Source organism: Pseudomonas sp. MWU13-2517 (assembly GCF_023242545.1).
In the GTDB taxonomy this organism is placed as follows: Bacteria; Pseudomonadota; Gammaproteobacteria; order Pseudomonadales; family Pseudomonadaceae; genus Aquipseudomonas.
In genome coordinates this window covers 116,241-135,006 of the sequence record NZ_JALMFA010000003.1, presented here as the reverse complement: position 1 = coordinate 135,006, position 18,766 = coordinate 116,241, and the positions used below count along the sequence as shown (strand labels likewise).

General features: G+C 60.8%; 20 protein-coding genes. 10 read left to right on the top strand and 10 right to left on the bottom strand.

Going from position 1 to position 18,766, the window contains the following annotated elements:
- Nucleotides 1-2: 2 nt before the first annotated feature.
- Nucleotides 3-815 (top strand): bifunctional DNA-formamidopyrimidine glycosylase/DNA-(apurinic or apyrimidinic site) lyase, encoded by an 813-nt coding sequence (gene mutM / locus M5B97_RS05660; RefSeq protein WP_123717150.1) that lies wholly within the window; start codon nucleotides 3-5, stop codon nucleotides 813-815.
- Nucleotides 816-948: 133 nt separating this feature from the next.
- On the opposite strand, the gene M5B97_RS05655 is transcribed toward mutM, so the two are convergent.
- The 5 genes from M5B97_RS05655 to M5B97_RS05635 form a co-directional block, all read right to left on the bottom strand.
- Complete coding sequence (locus tag M5B97_RS05655) at nucleotides 949-1,200, bottom strand: YfhL family 4Fe-4S dicluster ferredoxin (protein ID WP_123717151.1); 252 nt, start codon at nucleotides 1,198-1,200, stop codon at nucleotides 949-951.
- A 198-nt stretch (nucleotides 1,201-1,398) separates the two neighbouring features.
- A complete protein-coding gene (gene coaD / locus M5B97_RS05650) occupies nucleotides 1,399-1,878 on the bottom strand; it encodes a pantetheine-phosphate adenylyltransferase (protein ID WP_003176711.1) in 480 nt (159 codons plus the stop codon).
- Between the two features lie 103 nt (nucleotides 1,879-1,981).
- Nucleotides 1,982-3,577 (bottom strand): GMC family oxidoreductase, encoded by a 1,596-nt coding sequence (locus M5B97_RS05645; protein WP_248730965.1) that lies wholly within the window; start codon nucleotides 3,575-3,577, stop codon nucleotides 1,982-1,984.
- Nucleotides 3,578-3,614: 37 nt separating this feature from the next.
- On the bottom strand, nucleotides 3,615-4,160 hold the full coding sequence (locus tag M5B97_RS05640; protein WP_248730964.1) for a twin-arginine translocation pathway signal protein: 546 nt from the start codon (nucleotides 4,158-4,160) through the stop codon (nucleotides 3,615-3,617).
- 28 nt (nucleotides 4,161-4,188) lie between these two features.
- Nucleotides 4,189-5,616 carry a coniferyl aldehyde dehydrogenase gene (locus tag M5B97_RS05635; RefSeq protein ID WP_248730963.1) on the bottom strand — a complete coding sequence of 476 codons (1,428 nt, stop codon included), beginning with the start codon at nucleotides 5,614-5,616 and terminating at the stop codon, nucleotides 4,189-4,191.
- Between the two features lie 146 nt (nucleotides 5,617-5,762).
- On the opposite strand from M5B97_RS05635, the gene M5B97_RS05630 reads away from it, so the two are divergent.
- Complete coding sequence (locus M5B97_RS05630; RefSeq protein ID WP_123717155.1) at nucleotides 5,763-6,434, top strand: TetR/AcrR family transcriptional regulator; 672 nt, start codon at nucleotides 5,763-5,765, stop codon at nucleotides 6,432-6,434.
- 33 nt (nucleotides 6,435-6,467) lie between these two features.
- Nucleotides 6,468-7,322, top strand: coding sequence for a sulfurtransferase (locus tag M5B97_RS05625; RefSeq protein ID WP_248730962.1), 855 nt, complete (start codon nucleotides 6,468-6,470; stop codon nucleotides 7,320-7,322).
- Nucleotides 7,323-7,349: 27 nt separating this feature from the next.
- On the opposite strand, the gene M5B97_RS05620 is transcribed toward M5B97_RS05625, so the two are convergent.
- The 4 genes from M5B97_RS05620 to M5B97_RS05605 all read right to left on the bottom strand — a co-directional run bounded on the left by M5B97_RS05620 (nucleotide 7,350) and on the right by M5B97_RS05605 (nucleotide 11,895).
- Nucleotides 7,350-8,345, bottom strand: a complete 996-nt coding sequence (locus tag M5B97_RS05620; protein ID WP_134659212.1) for a hydrolase — start codon at nucleotides 8,343-8,345, stop codon at nucleotides 7,350-7,352.
- A 106-nt stretch (nucleotides 8,346-8,451) separates the two neighbouring features.
- Nucleotides 8,452-9,057, bottom strand: a complete 606-nt coding sequence (rsmD, locus tag M5B97_RS05615) for a 16S rRNA (guanine(966)-N(2))-methyltransferase RsmD (RefSeq protein ID WP_123717157.1) — start codon at nucleotides 9,055-9,057, stop codon at nucleotides 8,452-8,454.
- A complete protein-coding gene (locus tag M5B97_RS05610) occupies nucleotides 9,057-10,547 on the bottom strand; it encodes a pitrilysin family protein (protein WP_248730961.1) in 1,491 nt (496 codons plus the stop codon). Before M5B97_RS05610 ends, rsmD begins: the two co-directional genes overlap by 1 nt.
- Nucleotides 10,540-11,895 carry a pitrilysin family protein gene (locus tag M5B97_RS05605; RefSeq protein ID WP_248730960.1) on the bottom strand — a complete coding sequence of 452 codons (1,356 nt, stop codon included), beginning with the start codon at nucleotides 11,893-11,895 and terminating at the stop codon, nucleotides 10,540-10,542. Before M5B97_RS05605 ends, M5B97_RS05610 begins: the two co-directional genes overlap by 8 nt.
- A 338-nt stretch (nucleotides 11,896-12,233) precedes the next feature.
- Between M5B97_RS05605 and ftsY the strand changes: the two genes are divergently transcribed.
- From ftsY to rpoH, 4 genes are all read left to right on the top strand, one after another.
- Entirely contained in the window at nucleotides 12,234-13,664 is a 1,431-nt protein-coding gene (gene ftsY, locus M5B97_RS05600) for a signal recognition particle-docking protein FtsY (RefSeq protein WP_248730959.1), read from the top strand.
- Nucleotides 13,661-14,332: a cell division ATP-binding protein FtsE gene (gene ftsE, locus M5B97_RS05595; protein WP_003176700.1), complete on the top strand. Its 672-nt coding sequence runs from the start codon at nucleotides 13,661-13,663 to the stop codon at nucleotides 14,330-14,332. The genes ftsY and ftsE overlap by 4 nt, the downstream gene beginning before the upstream one ends.
- Nucleotides 14,329-15,354 carry a permease-like cell division protein FtsX gene (gene ftsX / locus M5B97_RS05590; protein WP_248730958.1) on the top strand — a complete coding sequence of 342 codons (1,026 nt, stop codon included), beginning with the start codon at nucleotides 14,329-14,331 and terminating at the stop codon, nucleotides 15,352-15,354. The genes ftsE and ftsX overlap by 4 nt, the downstream gene beginning before the upstream one ends.
- 129 nt (nucleotides 15,355-15,483) lie before the next feature.
- On the top strand, nucleotides 15,484-16,338 hold the full coding sequence (gene rpoH / locus M5B97_RS05585) for an RNA polymerase sigma factor RpoH (RefSeq protein WP_123717160.1): 855 nt from the start codon (nucleotides 15,484-15,486) through the stop codon (nucleotides 16,336-16,338).
- A gap of 117 nt (nucleotides 16,339-16,455) precedes the next feature.
- On the opposite strand, the gene mtgA is transcribed toward rpoH, so the two are convergent.
- Entirely contained in the window at nucleotides 16,456-17,178 is a 723-nt protein-coding gene (gene mtgA, locus M5B97_RS05580) for a monofunctional biosynthetic peptidoglycan transglycosylase (RefSeq protein ID WP_248730957.1), read from the bottom strand.
- Between the two features lie 74 nt (nucleotides 17,179-17,252).
- Between mtgA and M5B97_RS05575 the strand changes: the two genes are divergently transcribed.
- The 3 genes from M5B97_RS05575 (at nucleotide 17,253) to M5B97_RS05565 (ending at nucleotide 18,765) form a co-directional block, all read left to right on the top strand.
- Nucleotides 17,253-17,633 (top strand): DUF423 domain-containing protein, encoded by a 381-nt coding sequence (locus tag M5B97_RS05575; protein WP_248730956.1) that lies wholly within the window; start codon nucleotides 17,253-17,255, stop codon nucleotides 17,631-17,633.
- Between the two features lie 71 nt (nucleotides 17,634-17,704).
- Nucleotides 17,705-17,905, top strand: a complete 201-nt coding sequence (gene thiS / locus M5B97_RS05570) for a sulfur carrier protein ThiS (protein ID WP_031320180.1) — start codon at nucleotides 17,705-17,707, stop codon at nucleotides 17,903-17,905.
- Between the two features lie 65 nt (nucleotides 17,906-17,970).
- On the top strand, nucleotides 17,971-18,765 hold the full coding sequence (locus M5B97_RS05565; protein WP_248730955.1) for a thiazole synthase: 795 nt from the start codon (nucleotides 17,971-17,973) through the stop codon (nucleotides 18,763-18,765).
- Nucleotide 18,766: the final 1 nt, after the last annotated feature.

Sequence of the window (18,766 nt, the reverse complement as noted above, 5' to 3'; positions counted from 1 at the left end):
ACATGCCCGAGTTACCAGAGGTCGAAACCACCCGACGCGGGATTGCTCCGCACCTGGAAGGCCAGCGCGTCAGCCGCGTGGTGGTGCGTGAACGGCGCCTGCGCTGGCCGATCCCGGAGGACCTGGATGTGCGCCTGTCCGGGCAGCGTATCGTGCTGGTGGAACGGCGGGCCAAGTACCTGCTGATCAATGCTGAAGTGGGCACCCTGATCAGCCATTTGGGCATGTCAGGCAATCTGCGCCTGGTGGAAACCGGCATGCCGGCGGCCAAGCATGAGCATGTGGACATCGAGCTGGAGTCGGGGCTGGCCCTGCGCTACACCGACCCGCGGCGCTTCGGTGCGATGCTGTGGAGCCAGGACCCGCACAACCACGAACTGCTGATCCGCCTGGGGCCGGAGCCGTTGACCGACCTGTTCGATGGCGATCGCCTCTTCCAACTGTCCCGTGGTCGTTCGATGGCAGTGAAGCCGTTCATCATGGATAACGCGGTGGTGGTGGGCGTGGGCAACATCTATGCGACGGAAGCGCTGTTTGCGGCGGGGATTGACCCGCGTCGAGAGGCCGGTGGTATTTCACGAGCGCGGTATTTGAAGCTGGCGATCGAGATCAAACGCGTGCTGGCGGCCGCCATCGAGCGTGGCGGCACCACCCTGCGGGACTTTATCGGGGGTGACGGGCAGCCGGGGTATTTCCAGCAGGAACTGTTCGTCTACGGTCGCGGAGGCGAGGCGTGCAAGGTCTGCGGGAGCGAGTTGCGCAATGTGGTGCTGGGGCAGCGGGCGAGCGTGTTTTGCCCTAAATGCCAACGTTGATTGCTGGGTGATGACCGGTATCGCCATCGGAAGCAAACCGTCTTCCACAGTTGACCAGGCTTCAAGATGAGGATGCGGTCGACTGTGGGGCGGGCTTGTTCCCGATGAGGCTCGCGGGGGCGCTGATAATTCTTCAGGCCTTACCGGTAATCTTCCGGTATTTCTCCATCAACTGCTCATGCGATTCCGGATGAGCTTCGTCCAGTGGAATGCAATCCACCGGGCACACTTGCTGGCACTGAGGCTCGTCGTAGTGGCCGACGCACTGTGTGCACAGGTTGGGGTCGATCACATAGATCTCTTCGCCCTGGGAAATTGCAGCGTTCGGGCACTCGGGTTCGCAGACGTCGCAATTGATGCAATCGTCGGTGATGATCAGGGACATGGGAACTCCTGCCAGGGCGGTCAGCCAAGGCATCTGAAAACTAATGCGCGCAATTGTGCCGCATTGGCGCTCGTAGTGCGAGCCTGTGGCGAGGGCGCTTGCTCCCGTTGGAGCGCAAAGCGGCCCCGGCTCTTTGCTTGACGAGGCTGGGACTGCTGCGCCGTCCAGCGGGAGCAAGCTCCCTCACCACAATAATTCTTACTTCTTGAAGCGTAACGTCAGCGCATCGGCGACGGCCGGGTGCACAAATTTGGTGATATCGCCGCCCAAGGCCGCGATTTCACGGACCAGGGTCGAGGATATGAACGAATAACGTTCCGACGGCGTGAGGAACAGGCTTTCCACGTCCGGCGCCAATTGGCGGTTCATGTTGGCCAGCTGGAATTCGTATTCGAAGTCCGACACCGCACGCAGGCCACGCAGGAATACATTGGCGTTCTGCTCTTTGGCGAAGTGAGCCAGCAGTGTGGAGAAACCCACTACTTCCACGTTGGGCAGGTGCTTGGTGACCTCACGCGCCAGCTCCACGCGCTGTTCCAGGGGAAACAGCGGGTTTTTCTTGGGGCTGGCCGCGACTGCGATGATCACATGGTCGAACAGGCGAGAGGCGCGTTCGACCAGATCGCCATGGCCTTTGGTAATCGGGTCGAAGGTACCTGGGTACAACACTCGGTTCATCGCGTCGTCCTGGCGGAGTCCGTTGGGGAACCGGATGGTATCGCAGCCATCCCGGTCGGCCAAGTCGACTTATGTAGATAGATACCGTGAATACCCGGTTTTTTCATGCTGTTTTCAGACGTTCGGCCAATGCCGTCGCCAGCTGCGCCGTCAGGCCATATACCGACAATTGCGGGTTGGCGCCAATGCTGGTGGGGAATAGCGAGCCGTCGTGGATAGACAGATTACGCAGTTGGTGATGGCGGCCGAGGCTGTCGGCTACCGCGATTTTCGGGTCTTCGCCCATGGCGCAACCGCCCATTACATGGGCGCTGCCCAGCACGGTTCGATGCAGTTCCAGATTCAGGCCGTCAATCAGCTCGCGCGCTTGGGCCAAGGTGTTCACATAACGTGCGTCGTGATGCAGCGGCTTGACCGACTTGGCGCCGGCGGCGAACTGGATCTCGGCCATGCTGTGAAACGCCCGGCGCAGGCCGTCCCAGGCGTAAGGTGAAACTTGATAGTCGAGCACCGGCGTGCCGTCCCCGCGCAAGCCCACGGTGCCGCCCTGGCTGTCGGGATGAAAGCCGTCGCGCAGCAATGCCAGCATGGCGTGGGTGTGGGGCAGTTGGCCCATATCCAGCGCGTTTTGCGTGCCATAGCCACCGAACAAGGTGCTGGCCAAACCTGGATGCAGAGGCGGCGCTTCGAGCTTGTAGGACATTTTCCCGGTAGTGCCGTCCTGCCATTGGAAGTGGTCGGAATAGATCGATTGCGGCGCGCCATAGAATGGGTTGATCACCTCATCGAACAGCCCGGCGGAAAAATTCACCAGATGCAGGAACGTACGCTTGCCCAGGCGCGAATGCGGGTCGGGCGCGTCCGAGCGCATCAGCAATGCCGGGCTGTTGATGCCGCCGCCGGACAGCACGTAATGCCTGGCCTTGACCGTAATCCTGCGCCCGGTGGGGGCCACGCAGCGTTCGTCCATGGCCACGCATTCCAGGCTGCTGATGGTGTCGCCGCTGTACTTGAGCTGCTCGGCACGGGCCAGGTAGAGCAGCTCGCCGCCTTTTTCCAGGGTGGAGGGAATGGTGGTCACTAGCATCGATTGCTTGGCGTTGACCGGGCAGCCCATGCCGCAATATCCCAGGTTGAAGCAGCCGCGCACATTGCGTGGGATCACGTGCCAGCTGTAGCCGAGCTTTTCGCAGCCTTTGCGAATTACATCGTTGTTGGCGTTGGGCGGCAGGGCCCAGGGGGCGATGCCCAGGCGTTGCTCCATCTTCTCGAACCACGGCGCCATCTCGGCGCTGCTGTGGCCTTTGACCGCGTATTCGCTGGCCCAGTGGGTAAGCGTGGCGTCGGGCGTGCGAAAGCTGGAGGTCCAGTTGATCAGCGTCGTACCGCCAACCGCCCGGCCTTGCAGGATCGTGATTGCGCCATCCTTGCTCATGCGGCCGATGCCTTCCTGGTACAGGCTGGCGTAGGCCTCATCTTCCAACAGCTTGAAGTCGCTGCTGGTCTTGAGCGGACCTTCTTCGATCAGCAGCACCTTGTAACCCGCGGCGCTGAGGATTTCAGCCGTTGTGCCGCCGCCGGCGCCGCTGCCGATGATCGCCACATCGGCTTCCAGGGTCAGGTCGTTGTCGAGGGCGGCGCCATTATGGGTTTTCCAGCCGCGGGCAAGGCCGTCGCGGAACAGATCGGGTACGGGCATCAGGGTCGTCTCTTGTTTTTATGATGGAAGGTACGCATCAGATCTTCGGCGGGCCGGGGTAGCCGCAATGGGCCCAGGACCCGGGCCGGAAGTACCAGGCCATGATCACCAGCTTGAGCAGCGAACCCTGGCCCATGCGCAGCAGGTTCAGGTAGCTGTTTTCCCAGCGGTGCAGGAAATTGCGCATCTGCTCTGCACTGGCGTTTTCCCAACTGCCCCAGATTCCGGTCAGCGGCCCACGGGTGATGCCCATGGCCAATACATCGAACAGTTGCTGGGTGAGCTTGAACATCTCCGGCGACAGATGTTGCAGGCTGTAGTCGAGTTTCTTCAGGGTCTCTTCAATCCCGTCGGCCACTGCCTGGGCGCTGGCCGCGCCTTCGAGCAGCACCGGGATGACCGCGCGCAGGAAGGGCAGGTCACTGCTGCGCAGCATGGCAAAACCGCTGGCCGGGGTACTGCTGGAGCAACCGCTGAGGCTGGCGCCCAACCCGGCGGTGGCCAGAAAAGCGCTGGCGCACAGGCCGATTTTCAAGACGCCGCGCCGTGACAGCGCGGGTGATTCAGTCAGGCTGGGGTTCATTGTTTTTATTGTCCCGAAGGTGGTGATATCAACGGATAAACAGCTTTTGGATCAGCTTCTGGATCGATTTTCCGTAGGGCGGGTAGATCAACTTTGCCGCGTTCAGGCGCTGTTTCACCAGTACGCCTTTGGCCTTGCTGAATGTCAGGAAGCCTTCATGGCCATGGTAGTGGCCCATGCCTGACGGCCCGATGCCACCGAACGGCATGTCGTCCTGAGCCACGTGCAGCAGGGTGTCGTTCAGGCACACGCCGCCGGAATGGGTTTCGTGGAGCACACGGTTCTGTTCACTCTTGTTGTAGCCGAAGTAATAAAGGGCCAATGGGCGAGGGCGTTGGTTGATGTAGGCAAACGCTTGGTCGAGACCGCGATAAGGCACAATCGGCAGCAAGGGGCCGAAGATTTCATCCTGCATCACGATCATGTCGTCACTGACGTCAAGCAGCAGGCTGTGGGCCATGCGCCGTGCCTGGCCCTGGTCATACAGCGGAATCAGGGTGGCACCTTTGTCGGTCGCATCTTTGACATAGCTATTGAGCCGAGCCAATTGCCGTTCGTTGATGACGGCGGTGTAGTCCGGGTTGTCGGCCAGGGTCGGATAAAAGCCGCGAACGGCTTGGGTGTAGGCTTGGACGAAACCCTCGACGCGATCTTCCGGCACCAACACGTAGTCCGGTGCCACGCAGGTCTGCCCGGCGTTCAAGGCTTTACCGAAGGCGATGCGTTCGGCGGCATCCTTGAGCGGTACGTCGGCGGAAACGATGGCTGGAGATTTGCCGCCCAGTTCGAGGGTGACCGGCGTGAGGTGCTCGGCAGCAGCGCGCATCACATGCTTGCCGATGCTGGTGGCACCGGTAAACAGCAGGTGATCGAAGGGCAGCTTGGAAAACGCCATGCCCACTTCGGCCTCGCCCAGCACCACGCACACCAGGTCCTCGGGGAAGATTTTCGCCAGGAGTGCTTTGAGCAGCTCACCGGTGGCCGGGGTCGATTCGCTGAGCTTGAGCATCACCCGGTTACCTGCTGCCAAAGCTCCAACCAGCGGGCCAATAGCCAGATACAAGGGATAGTTCCAGGGCACGATCACCCCCACCACACCCAGCGGTTGGTAGATGACTTTGGCCGAGGCCGGTTGAAAGGCAATGCCTACGGAGCGGCGGGATGGTTTCATCCAGCCCTTGAGGTGTTTGCTCGCGTAGTGAATGCCATGCAGGCTGGGCATCAATTCGGCGAAGAGGGTTTCGTCGGCGCTGCGGTTGCTGAAGTCCTGGCTGATCGCATTGATCAGCGCCTGGCGCTCGTCACTGAGCAGATCGCGCAAAGCCTTGAGCCATTGCTGGCGTTGCTCGGCCGGCGGCATCGGGTTGGCCGCGTAGGCTCGACGTTGGGCAGCGAACAGGTGCTGAAGTTGGTCCAGCTCCTGGGAATCTTGCAGGTAGGCAACGTTGGCAGACATGGCGCACTTCCCGACTATTATTGGAATGCACCATTTATTAGAGTCATTACTCTAAATTGTCAAATAACATTGCAGCAACATGCGGATTTATCCTGGCAAGGATAGGCCGTAAGATGCCTCATCACGTGTACAGAAGCTGATCCCCTATGGCACCACGAGTAAAGACCAGCGAGCGCATTGTGCAAACCAGCCTGGAGCTTTTTAACCAGCAGGGCGAGCGTAGCGTCAGCACCAACCACATTGCCGCCCATATGGAAATTTCCCCGGGCAACCTGTACTACCACTTCCCTAACAAGCAGGCGATCATCGCCGTACTGTTTCGTGAATATGAAGCCCTGGTGGACAGCTTCCTGCGCCCGCCCCAAGGCCGCGCCGTCACCGTTGAAGACAAACGCTTCTATCTGCAGGCCGTGCTGGCCGGCATGTGGCGCTACCGATTCCTGCACCGTGACCTGGAACACCTGCTGGAAAGCGACCCGGAACTGGCCACCGGTTACCGGCGTTTCTCCCAGCGTTGCCTGACCCAGGGCGGCGCTATTTACCAGGGGTTTGTCGATGCCGGCATCCTCAATATGGACAAGGTGCAAACCGAAGCCCTGACCCTCAACGCCTGGATCATCCTCACGTCCTGGGTGCGTTTCCTATGTACCACCAATGAAAACTCCGCCCACTTGAGCGCTGAAGCGATCAAGCGTGGGGTGTATCAGGTGCTGGTGCTGGAGGCGGGGTTTGTCACGCCCCAGGCGAAAGACGCGGTGGATGCACTGTTCAAAGAGTTCTACGTGCCGTTGAATCAGGCACTGGAAGAAGTGAAGTAGGACCTTTCCCTAATCTGTTCACAGGAGTCCGTCATGCCGCTTGCGCAACTGATCAGCCCTCAGCAACTGGCCGAGCGCCAACAGCGTGGAGGGCTGGTGATCCTTGATTGCCGTTTTGCCCTGGAAGACCCCGACTATGGACTTTGCAGCTATGCCGAAGGGCATATCGAAGGTGCGCAATACGCTGACCTGGAGCGTCACCTCAGCGGCCCGGTGACGAAGGGCGTGACCGGTCGTCACCCGTTGCCGGCGGCGGACACCCTGGTGCAACAGTTGCGGGCGTGGGGCATCAACGCCGACACCGACATTGTGCTGTATGACGACGGCCCTGGCGCCTATGCCGCCCGCGCCTGGTGGCTGCTGGCCTGGCTGGGCAAGCGTGATGGTGTGTTTATTCTGGACGGTGGTCTCAAGGCTTGGCATGCGGCCGGTTTCCCGTTGAGCCTGGACGCACCGGTGATTGAGCCGGGAGCTTTTACCGGCACGCCGGACAATCATCTGCTGTTGGATGCCGAACACTTGCAAAAACGTTTGGGTGATCCGGGTATGACGTTGATCGATGCCCGCGCTCAACCACGTTTTCGCGGCGAAATGGAGCCCATCGATCCGGTCGCCGGGCATATTCCTGGCGCGCAATGTGCGGCATTCAGTGAAAACCTGGGCAGTGACGGGCGCTTCCTGCCGGCGGAACAGCTCAAGCAGCGTTTCGCCACGCAGTTGCAAGGCCGCTCGCCGGATGAGCTGGTGGCGTATTGCGGCTCAGGCGTGACGGCGTGCCACAATCTGTTCGCCTTGAGCCTGGCCGGTTATCCATTGGGCAAGTTGTATGCGGGATCGTGGAGCGAGTGGATTACCGATCCGACGCGTGGCGTTGCGACCGGCGACTGAAGCAATCCGGGTGAGTCCGATCGAAATTCAACCGCGTTGTGTCTGTAGCCACTGCGGGATTCGTCGTTCGAGGTAGTAGCCCGGCTGTTTCAGCGAGCCGTCCACAAACCCCACATGCCCACCCTTGGCCAGCAGCTCGAACTCGGTGCAATCCGACAGTTCGCTGGCTTCGGGCAGGCTATGGGGGAACACGAAGGGGTCGTCGGCAGCCTGGATGATCAGGGTTGGCGTGCGGATTTCACCCAGGTAGTAACGGCTCGATGCACGGCGGTAATAGTCCTCGGCACTGAGAAAACCGTGCAGCGGTGCGGTCACCCGCCCGTCGAAATCCCAAAACGTGCGCATCTTTTCCAGTGAGCCAAGCGCCTCCAGGGTTTTCAGCCCTTCAGCACGTCCATCCAATAGAAAGCGGCTCTGCTTGACGCGGATATAGGCCAACATTTCGCGCATAAAATGCTTTTGATAAACCCGGGAAAACCCCAGCCCAATGCGATCTGCGCACTGGTCCAGGCGAAACGGCACCGATACCGCTGCTGCGCCTTGCAAGCCCGACAGTTCACCGGTTTCGCCCAGATGCTTGAGCAGCACATTGCCGCCCAACGAATAACCCACCGCATACAGCGGTGCCAACGGCCGTTTGGCGCGCAGGTGCGCAATCGCCGCCGCCAAATCCTCACTGGCACCCGAGTGATAGCTGCGTGCCAACAGGTTCGGCTCACCTGAACAGCCGCGCCAGTTCAACGCCACACTGGCCCAACCTTGCGCGGCGAGGGCTTTTTGCAGGCCGGCCACATAGGGCGAGTTGGATGAGCCGGTCAGTCCATGCAGCACCAGCACCAAAGGTGCCTGGGCGTCGTGGGGGCCATGCCAGTCGAGGTCGAGGAAGTCGCCGTCTTCCAGCCATAAGCGCTCGCGTTGGCGCTCGATGTGGGTGGTCGGGCGCCATAAAGGCCCCCACAGCGTTTGCAGGTGTGGGTTGCCGAGGCCGAAGGCGGGTTTGAACAGGTCGGAAGAAGGGGTCATGAGCACCTGCTCTGTAGGCGCGAGCGTGCTCGCGAAAAACGCAAGGTCACCGCGCGCTCCCTGTTTTCCGTGTCATCGTTGAGGATCTTCGCGAGCAAGCCCGTCCCTACACCAAACGGTGCCACAACGCGTAATACACCCGACCGGACTTCTGCTCTCGATGCAGGCGCCAGCTGCCCGGCAAGCCAAGGGTGGATGGTGCGGTCTCGCTTTCAGTGTAGATCCAGGCATCGGCTGCCAGCCATTGGCGTTCTTCCAGCAACGCGCAGACGGTCGGCAACAGGTTCTGGTTGAACGGTGGGTCGAGGAACACCACGTCGTATTCGCTGGCCGGCTGGTTTTCCAGGTAGCGCAATGCGTCGGCGGTCTGGACCTGGCCGGTGGTGCAGCGCAGGGTGCCCAGGTGTTCCTTGAGGCTGGACACCGCCACATTACTGGCATCCAACGCCTGGCCTTGGGCCGCGCCACGGGACAGGGCCTCCAGGAACAGCGCGCCGCTGCCGGCGAACGGGTCCAGCACCTTGGCCCCGCCGATGTACGGCGCGAGCCAGTTGAACAGGGTTTCACGCACGCGATCCGGCGTTGGGCGCAGGCCCACGACATCGGGGAAGCTCAGCTTGCGGCTGCCCCATTCACCACCAATGATGCGCAGTTGGCCCACGCCGTTATGGACGTTGTGGACAGGTTTTTTCGGGCGAGATGAACTGGCCATTAATGCTCCGGAACCCCGAGCGGCTGCTCGGCGGGTTTATCAGTGGGGGGCGGTAGTGGCTTTTGCGCAATCGTCGGGCCGGCGGTCACGATGACCATCTTGTCGGCGCTCAAGTGTTTGTTCAAGGCAGCCTTGACCTGTTCTGTGGTCAGGGCCTGGGATTGTTTCATGAAATCTTCCAGATAGCTCAGCGGCAGGTTGTAGAAACCCATGGCGCCCAGCTGCCCGACGATATCGGCGTTGCTCGCCGTCGACAGTGGAAAGCTACCGGCCAGCTCGCGCTTGGCATCATCCAGTTCCTTTTGCGTCGGGCCGGTCTTGAGGTAATCGGCCAGCACGTCTTCAACCAGGCGCAGGGTGCCGCCGCTCATTTCGGCGCGAGTCTGCAGGTTGATCATGAACGGGCCGCGTACCTGCATCGGCGAGAAACCGGAGTACACGCCATAGGTCAGGCCGCGTTTTTCGCGCACTTCACTCATCAAGCGAGTGCCGAAGCCGCCGCCGCCGAGGATCTGGTTGCCCAGGGACAAAGCGGCGTAGTCCGGATCGGCGCGGTCGATACCCAGTTGGGCGAACAGAAGATGAGTCTGCTTGGATGGAAGCTCGATGTGGCTCAGGCCCGCTTTGGGCTCGGTTGGCTGGGCGATCCTGGCCAGGGCCGGACCTTTTGGCAGCGACGCGGAAACCTTGGCGGTCATGGCTTCGGCTTCGGCGCGGGTCAGGTCGCCCACCACCGCAATCACCGCATTGCCCGCGGCGTAAGCCTTGGCGTGAAACGCCTGCAGCTGGGCGAGGGTGATCTTTGGAACGCTCTCGGGCGTGCCTTCACTTGGATGTGCATAAGGATGGTCGCCGTAGAGGCGCTTGAACAGCTCCAGGCTCGCCAGTTTGCCGGGGTTCTGCTTCTGGTATTCGAAACCGGCAAGGATCTGGTTCTTGATGCGCGCCAGGGAGTCAGCCGGGAAAGTCGGCTTGCCGATCACCTGGTCGAAAAGCGCCAGGGCGGCTTCGCGTTTATCGCTGTCGCTCAGGCTGCGCAAGGACACCAGTGCCATGTCGCGGTAAGCGCCATTGCCGAAGTCGGCGCCCAGGCTTTCAAAGCCGCTGGCGATCTGGCTCACGTCCTTGCCCGGCACACCTTCGTTGAGCATGGCGTTGGTCATCAGCGCCAGGCCCGGAACGTCGCCGTCCTGGCTGCTGCCGGCGGCGAACAGGATGCGCATGTCGAACATCGGCAGTTCATGGGCTTCGACGAACAGGACCTTGGCGCCTTCAGCGGTGTTCCAGGTCTGCACATCGAGCTTGCGGTTGGTTGGCGCTTTGCCATCCAGCTCGGCCAGGGATCGCAGTGTGTTGCTCGATTGCGCCTTGTCCAACGCCTGGCTGGCGACGGATTCGCCTGGGCGCAGGAAGTACACGGTGCCGGCGGCGATAAGGGTAATGACGATCAGGCCAGGAAAGATCAGGCGGCTGCTTTTGCGATCACTCATGAGCGGTCTCCTCGGGCAGAACATGGGCGACGCTCAGACGCTCGCGGGTGAAATAGGTGCGCGCGGCTTTCTGGATATCTTCCGGGGTCACGCTTTGCAGTTCGGCCAATTCAGTGTCCATCAGCTTCCAGGACAGGCCGACGGTTTCCAGCGAGCCGATGGCCGTGGCCTGGCTGGTGATGGAGTCGCGCTGGTAGACCACGCCGGCAATAACCTGGGCACGGATGCGTTCCAGCTCCTCGGTGGTCGGTGGTTTGGCTTTCAGTTCGTCCAGCAGGCGCCACAGGCCGGCTTCGGCTTGGGCCACGGTCTTTTTCTTCTGTTGGTTCGGCGTGGCCGTCAAGGTGAACAGGCTGTCGCCACGGGTATAGGCGTCGTAGCTGGTGGAGGCGGCGGAAACCAGTTCTTCACCGCGCTCCAGTTGCTCCGAAATACGCGCGCTATAGCCGCCATCGAGCAAGGCGGAGATCAGGCGCAGGGCTTGTACCGAGCGCTTGTCTTCGGCAGTCGCCAGGCCAGGTACGTTGAAGCCGAGGATAACGCTCGGCAGTTGGGTCTGCACGTGCATGGTCAGCAGGCGCTCGCCGGGCTCGGCCAGCTCCAACGGGATCTTGGCCGGTGGTACGTCACGCTTGGGAATCGGGCCGAAATAGCGTTGGGCCAGGTTTTTAACGTCGTCCGGCGTTACGTCGCCGACTACCACCAGGGTGGCATTGTTCGGCACGTACCAGGATTGGTACCAGTGACGCAGCTCCTCGACCTTCATGCGCTCAAGGTCTGCCATCCAGCCGATAGTCGGCGTGTGGTAGCCGCTGGCCGGGTAGGCCATGGCCTTGAAACGCTCATAGGCCTTGGACATTGGATTGTCGTCGGTGCGCAGGCGGCGTTCTTCCTTGATCACTTCGATTTCGCGGCTGAACTCATCGGCCGGCAGGCGCAGGCTGGCCATGCGGTCGGCCTCCAGCTCGAAGGCTACGCCCAGGCGATCGCGGGCCAGCACCTGGTAGTAGGCGGTGTAGTCGTCGCTTGTGAAGGCGTTCTCTTCGGCGCCCAGGTCGCGCAGGATCAGCGAGGCTTCGCCGGGGCCGACCTTGGCGCTGCCCTTGAACATCATGTGTTCCAGGGCGTGGGACAAACCGGTCTGGCCCGGGGTTTCATAGCTCGAACCTACCTTGTACCAAACCTGGGAAACCACCACCGGTGCGCGATGGTCTTCGCGCACGACCACTTTGAGGCCGTTATCCAGGGTGAATTCATGGGTAGGTTGTGGGTCGGCAGCGAAAGCTGAAAGGGGCAGACAAACTGTGCTGAGCAGCAGGCCTGCGGCGCGGCGGGCTAGAGCATTCATTCGTTTTTAAACCTGTTGGGCTGCCCGCTTGGTCTTAGCGTCGGCGGGCGAGGAGGTGCTAGGATACTGATCCGATTTGGGCACGGCCACTGCGGCGGTCATCTTGTCCCGGGTTCAGTCGTCGGAATTTTGGAATAGAACGTAGGTTTCCCCGACGATCTTCCCTTTTTCGCCGATGTTATCGCTTCAGTCCTATATTGAAACGATTTGTCAGGGCCTTTATTTATGCCCTTGAAAATGTTGCGCATGAACAAGCGGGCCTTAAAGCAGTCTGTTCTGCATCGAATTTATTTACCGAGGCGCCTTGGCGCATCGCTACTTTGAGATAGCCGTCCTCCATGTTTGGTTCCAACGACGACAAGAAGAGCCCAGCTGCGGCTGGCGAGAAAAAAGGCCTGTTCGGATGGCTGCGCAAAAAGCCGCAGGAACCCGTCGTCGAACAGCCGCAGGTTCAACCTGAGCCGATTCCTGAGCCCCTGGTAGACGCCGAGCCGGTTGCCGAAACGCCGGCGCCGGTGGTGTTGCCGATGGTTGAACCGGTGTTGCAGCCGGTGGTCGAGGCTGAACCTGAACCTGAACCTGAACCTGAACCTGAACCTGAGCCGACCCCGGTCCCGGCACAGGCACAGGCTCCAGCCCATACGCCGTGGCCGCAGCTACCGGTGGCCGAAGAGCCCGTGGCACTGGTTGAAGATGTGCAGGCCGAACATATCGCGCCACCGATTCCCGCCGTCATTGAGCCCGTGGCGGTGGTGGTCGAAGCGCCGTCGGTCGTAGAGTCGGTGCCTGCGGTTGTGATCGAGCCGGAACCTGTCGCCGCCGCTGTTGCCGAGGCCGGCAAAACCGGCTTCTTCGCTCGCCTTAAACAGGGCCTGAGCAAGACCAGTGCGAGCATCGGCGAAGGCATGGCCAGCCTGTTCCTGGGCAAGAAGGTCATCGATGACGAACTGCTGGAAGACATCGAAACGCGTCTGCTCACCGCCGACGTGGGCGTTGAAGCCACCGCGGTGATCATCCAGAGCCTGACCCAGAAGGTCGCGCGCAAGCAATTGACCGACGCCGACGCACTCTACAAATCCCTGCAGGCCGAGCTGGCCGCGATGCTCAAACCCGTGGAAGCCCCGCTGGTGATCACGCCGAACAAGCCATTCGTGATCCTGGTCGTGGGTGTCAACGGCGCCGGCAAGACCACCACCATCGGCAAGCTGGCCAAAAAACTGCAGTCGGAAGGCAAGAAAGTCATGCTGGCTGCGGGTGACACCTTCCGCGCCGCTGCCGTTGAACAGCTGCAGGTGTGGGGCGAGCGCAACAAGATCCCGGTGATCGCCCAGCACACCGGGGCCGACTCCGCTTCGGTGATCTTCGACGCTGTACAGGCCGCCAAGGCGCGCAACATCGATGTATTGATCGCCGATACCGCCGGTCGCCTGCACACCAAAGACAATCTGATGGAAGAGCTGAAGAAAGTGCGCCGCGTGATCGGCAAGCTCGACGCAGATGCGCCCCACGAAGTATTGCTGGTGCTCGACGCCGGTACTGGCCAAAACGCTATCAGCCAGGCCAAGCAATTCAACCAGACGGTGCAATTGACCGGCCTGGCGTTGACTAAGCTCGATGGCACGGCCAAAGGCGGCGTGATCTTCGCCTTGGCCAAACAGTTCGGGTTGCCGATTCGTTACATCGGCGTCGGTGAGGGCATCGACGACCTGCGCACCTTTGAAGCCGAACCCTTTGTACAGGCACTGTTTGCCGAACGGGAGCGTTCATGATTCGATTCGAACAGGTCGGTAAACGCTATGCCAACGGGCATGTGGGCTTGCATGAGCTGAGCTTTCGAGTGCGTCGCGGCGAATTTTTGTTTGTTACCGGCCATTCGGGCGCCGGCAAAAGTACCTTGCTGCGTCTGCTATTGGCCATGGAACGCCCCACCACCGGCAAACTGCTGCTGGCCGGTCAGGACCTGGCGACCATCAGCAATGCGCAGATTCCGTTTCTGCGCCGCCAGATCGGCGTAGTGTTCCAGAATCACCAGTTGTTGTTTGATCGCACGGTGTTCAATAACGTCGCGCTGCCGTTGCAGATTCTCGGGCTGTCCAAGGCCGAGATCATCAAGCGCGTGGATTCGGCCCTGGAGCGCGTAGCGCTGTCGGACAAGACCGACCTCTATCCGGGCGACCTGTCCACCGGCCAGCAACAGCGCGTCGGTATTGCCCGCGCCATCGTCCACCGTCCGGCCTTGCTGTTGGCGGACGAACCCACCGGTAACCTCGACCCGCGCCTTGCGGCCGAGATCATGGGGGTGTTCGAAGACATCAATCGCCTGGGTACCAGCGTGTTGATTGCCAGCCACGACCTGGCGCTGATCGCCCGCATGCGCCACCGCATGTTGACCCTGCAGCGTGGCCGCCTGATCGGTGACGGGGAGGCCGGCGTATGAGTGCAACACGTAGCCCCAAGGTCTCCGAACGCGTGGCGCCGAAAGCGGCTGACCCGCAACCGCAGAAGAAGAAAAAGCGCGACGAGGACGAGGGGCCGGACTTCGGCACCTTGCTGCGCGCCTGGATCGAAAGCCATCGCGCCAGCTTGCTCGACAGCCTGCGCCGGCTGGGCAAGCAGCCGATTGGCAGCTTCTTCACCTGCCTGGTAATGGCTGTGGCATTGAGCCTGCCGATGGGATTGTCGCTGCTGCTTAATAATGTGGAGCGCCTGGGAGGTTCCTGGCAGCGTGCCGCGCAGATTTCCCTGTACCTGAACATTGACGCCAGTACCAAAGATGGCGAGGGCCTGCGCGATGACATCAAGCAGATGCCGGGCGTAGCCGATGCTGAATACATCAGCCGTGACCAGGCCCTTGAGGAGTTCCAGCAACAGTCCGGCCTGGGCGAGGCGCTCAAAGAGTTGCCACAGAACCCGCTGCCGGGTGTGGTGCTGGTGACACCTAACGAAGTCGACAAGCCGGCCCTTGAAGCCCTGCGACAAAAACTCGCAGAGATGCCCAAGGTGCAACAGGCGCAACTTGATCTAGTCTGGGTGGAGCGTCTGGCGGCGATCCTCAAGCTGGGTGACCGCTTTGTGTTCGGCCTGACGGTGCTGTTGGTGTCTGCATTACTTTTGGTGATAGGCAATACCATTCGGCTTCATATTGAAAACCGTCGCACCGAGATAGAAGTGATTAAACTGGTCGGCGGCACAGACAGCTATGTGCGTCGTCCGTTTCTGTACATGGGCGCGCTTTATGGCTTTGGTGCCGGGATTTTGTCCTGGGGGGTGCTGGCGTTTGGCCTTGACTGGCTGAACGACGCGGTAGTCGGGCTTGCCGGCTTGTACGGCAGCGATTTCGCGCTGGCCGGCGTACCGGTAGCCGATGGTCTGAGCCTCTTGCTTGGCGCTGTCTTGTTGGGGTATATCGGTGCGTGGATTGCGGTCGCTCGTCATTTACGCGAGCTGGCACCGAAGTAGTTAATGTCAGATTAATGTGGTTTCGTTTGTATTGACCGTATTGGTGGTTTAGGGAACTTGTCCTACGGTTCCCGGTCAATTTTCGCAGTGCTTAACTGCACGAGTTATGTGAGTCGGAGGTTTTTTCGTATGACCACTTCTTTGCAACCTGCTTATGCCTTGGTCCCGGGTGCGAACCTGGAGGCCTATGTGCACACGGTGAACAGCATCCCATTGCTGTCGCCCGAGCAGGAGCGTGAACTGGCCGAGAGTCTCTACTATGAGCAGGATTTGGAGGCGGCTCGGCAGATGGTGCTCGCCCACCTGCGTTTTGTCGTACATATCGCCCGTAGCTACAGCGGCTACGGCTTGGCGCAGGCTGACCTGATCCAAGAGGGCAACGTTGGCCTGATGAAGGCTGTAAAGCGCTTCAACCCTGAAATGGGTGTGCGCTTGGTGTCGTTTGCCGTGCACTGGATCAAGGCGGAAATCCACGAGTTCATACTGCGCAACTGGCGCATCGTGAAAGTCGCGACCACCAAGGCCCAGCGCAAGCTGTTCTTCAACCTGCGCAGCCAGAAAAAACGCCTGGCATGGCTGAACAACGAGGAAGTCCACCGCGTGGCCGAAAGCCTCGGCGTGGAGCCGCGTGAAGTGCGCGAGATGGAAAGCCGCCTGACTGGCCATGACATGGCTTTCGACCCGGCCGCCGAAGCGGACGACGACAGCGCCTTCCAATCGCCGGCCAACTACCTGGAAGACCACCGGTACGATCCGGCACGTCAACTGGAAGACGCCGACTGGAGCGACAACTCCAACCACAACCTGCATGAAGCACTGGAAGTGCTGGACGACCGCAGCCGTGACATCCTCTACCAGCGTTGGTTGGCGGAAGAAAAAGCCACGCTGCACGACCTGGCGCAGAAGTACAACGTGTCAGCCGAGCGGATTCGCCAGCTTGAGAAGAGCGCGATGAACAAGCTGAAGTTGTCGATCGCTGCCTAAAACTGCGATATGACGAAAAATGCCCCGGTCGAAAGGCCGGGGCATTTTTTTGTGTCGGAATACTGGTTTCACCGCTATCGAGAGCAAGCCTTCTCCGACATTTGTTTCTGTGTTGTGTCAGTCGGTCCAGGGTGCCTTTCTGGAGTTGTTCAGCTCGGCCAGATAACCCTCTCCACCCAACTGGCTCATCTGCTGCCGAATCCAGGCCGCCCGCCGTGCCACATATGCCGTCGGATGGCTGGCGCTCCACACCCTGGGGTTCGGCAATACCGCTGCCAGATAACTGGCTTGCTGGCGAGAAAGCGCCTTGGCGCTCACTCCGAAGTGATGCTGTGCCGCCGCTTGCGCGCCAAACACGCCTTCATCCCATTCCACGCTGTTGAGGTACACCTCAAGAATCCGCTGCTTGGGCCATAACAGCTCGATCAGCCCGGTAAACCAGGCTTCCAGGCCCTTGCGGAAATAACTGCGACCGGCCCACAGGAACAGGTTCTTGGAGACTTGCTGGCTCAACGTACTGGCGCCGCGAATCGAACCGCCGCGCTCGTTATGCAGAATGGCCGCCTGGATCGCGCCGAAATCAAAGCCCCAGTGCTGTGGGAAACGCTGGTCTTCACCGGCCATCACGGCCACTTTCAGATCATTGGAAATCTCATCCCACGGCACCCAGGTGCGCTGCAGGTCAATCGGCTCGCCGTCAACCCAGGACTCGACCTTGCGCTCCACCATCAGCGCCGTGAACGGTGGCGGCACGACGCGCAACAGCAGCACCAGCAACACACTGCCGATGGCAAACCATTTCACGACTTTTAGAAAACTTTTGAAGAAGAGACGCAGCATAGAGATGGCTTGGCCGAACCCGTTGAGCGGGCCATTATACAGACCCGGCCCTTTGAGTCTGACTGGAGTTCCTCATGCTGCGTAGCTTTCTGATGCTGGCTGCCTTTTTCGGCTTCACCGGTGTTGCCCTGGGGGCTTTCGCGGCCCATGGCCTGAAAAACCGCCTGAGCGCCGAGTACCTGGCGATCTTCCATACCGGCGTGACGTATCAGTTGGTGCATGCCCTGGCGCTGTTCGGCGTGGCGTTGCTGGCAGCGCATATCCCGGGTCGATTGGTCAGCTGGGCGGGTATCTCTTTCAGCGTCGGTATCCTGCTGTTCTCCGGCAGCTTGTATGTGTTGACCCTGACCGGGATCAGTAAGCTGGGGATCATCACGCCGTTTGGCGGGTTGGCGTTTCTGCTCGGTTGGTTCTTCCTTGGCTTGGCCGCGTGGCGCTTGCAACTGACCGCTTGACGCTTGGAGCTGACCTGCAGGTGTCAATCGCGCTAGAATGCTGGCCCCTAAAAACGATGACGGCCCGTGGCATGCGCATTCTGTTGAACGGCGAATCCTTTGAACTGCCCGACGGTGAAACCGTCGCGGCCCTGCTGACCCGCCTGGACCTGACCGGGCGTCGCGTCGCAGTGGAACTCAACCTGGATATCGTCCCGCGTAGCCAGCACGCCGAAACTGCGCTCACCGAAGGTGACCAGGTCGAAGTGGTCCACGCCATCGGCGGCGGCTAGCCGTTCGGCGCTTAATCGCGCCAACCCGCATTCTGCAGAACCTCACCCCATTTCGAGGATTTCCCATGAGCATCGTTCGTAGCGACAAGCCCTTCGTCCTGGCCGGTCGTACCTACCAGTCCCGTCTGCTGGTCGGCACCGGCAAGTACCGCGACATGGAAGAAACCCGTCTGGCCATCGAAGCCTCAGGTGCCGAGATCGTCACGTTTGCCGTGCGCCGCACCAACCTGGGCCAGATCGAGGGCGAGCCGAACCTGCTCGACGTGCTGTCGCCGGATCGCTACACGTTTTTGCCGAACACCGCCGGTTGCTACGACGCTATCGAAGCCGTGCGCACTTGCCGCCTGGCCCGTGAGCTGCTCGACGGCCATAACCTGGTGAAGCTGGAAGTGCTGGCCGACCAGAAAACCCTGTTCCCCAACGTGATCGAAACCCTCAAGGCCGCTGAAACCCTGGTCAAGGAAGGTTTCGACGTGATGGTCTACACCAGCGACGACCCGATCATCGCGCGCCAGCTGGCGGAGATCGGCTGCATTGCCGTGATGCCGCTGGCCGGCCTGATCGGTTCCGGCCTGGGTATCTGCAATCCTTACAACCTGCAGATCATCCTTGAAGAAGCCAAAATCCCGGTGCTGGTGGACGCGGGCGTGGGCACTGCCTCCGACGCCACCATCGCCATGGAACTGGGCTGTGACGCGGTGCTGATGAACTCGGCCATCGCCCATGCCCAGCAACCGATCATGATGGCCGAAGCCATGAACCACGCCATCGTCGCAGGCCGCCTCGCGTACCTCGCCGGTCGCATGCCGAAAAAACTCTACGCCAGCGCCTCCTCGCCGCTGCATGGTCTGATCAAGTAAG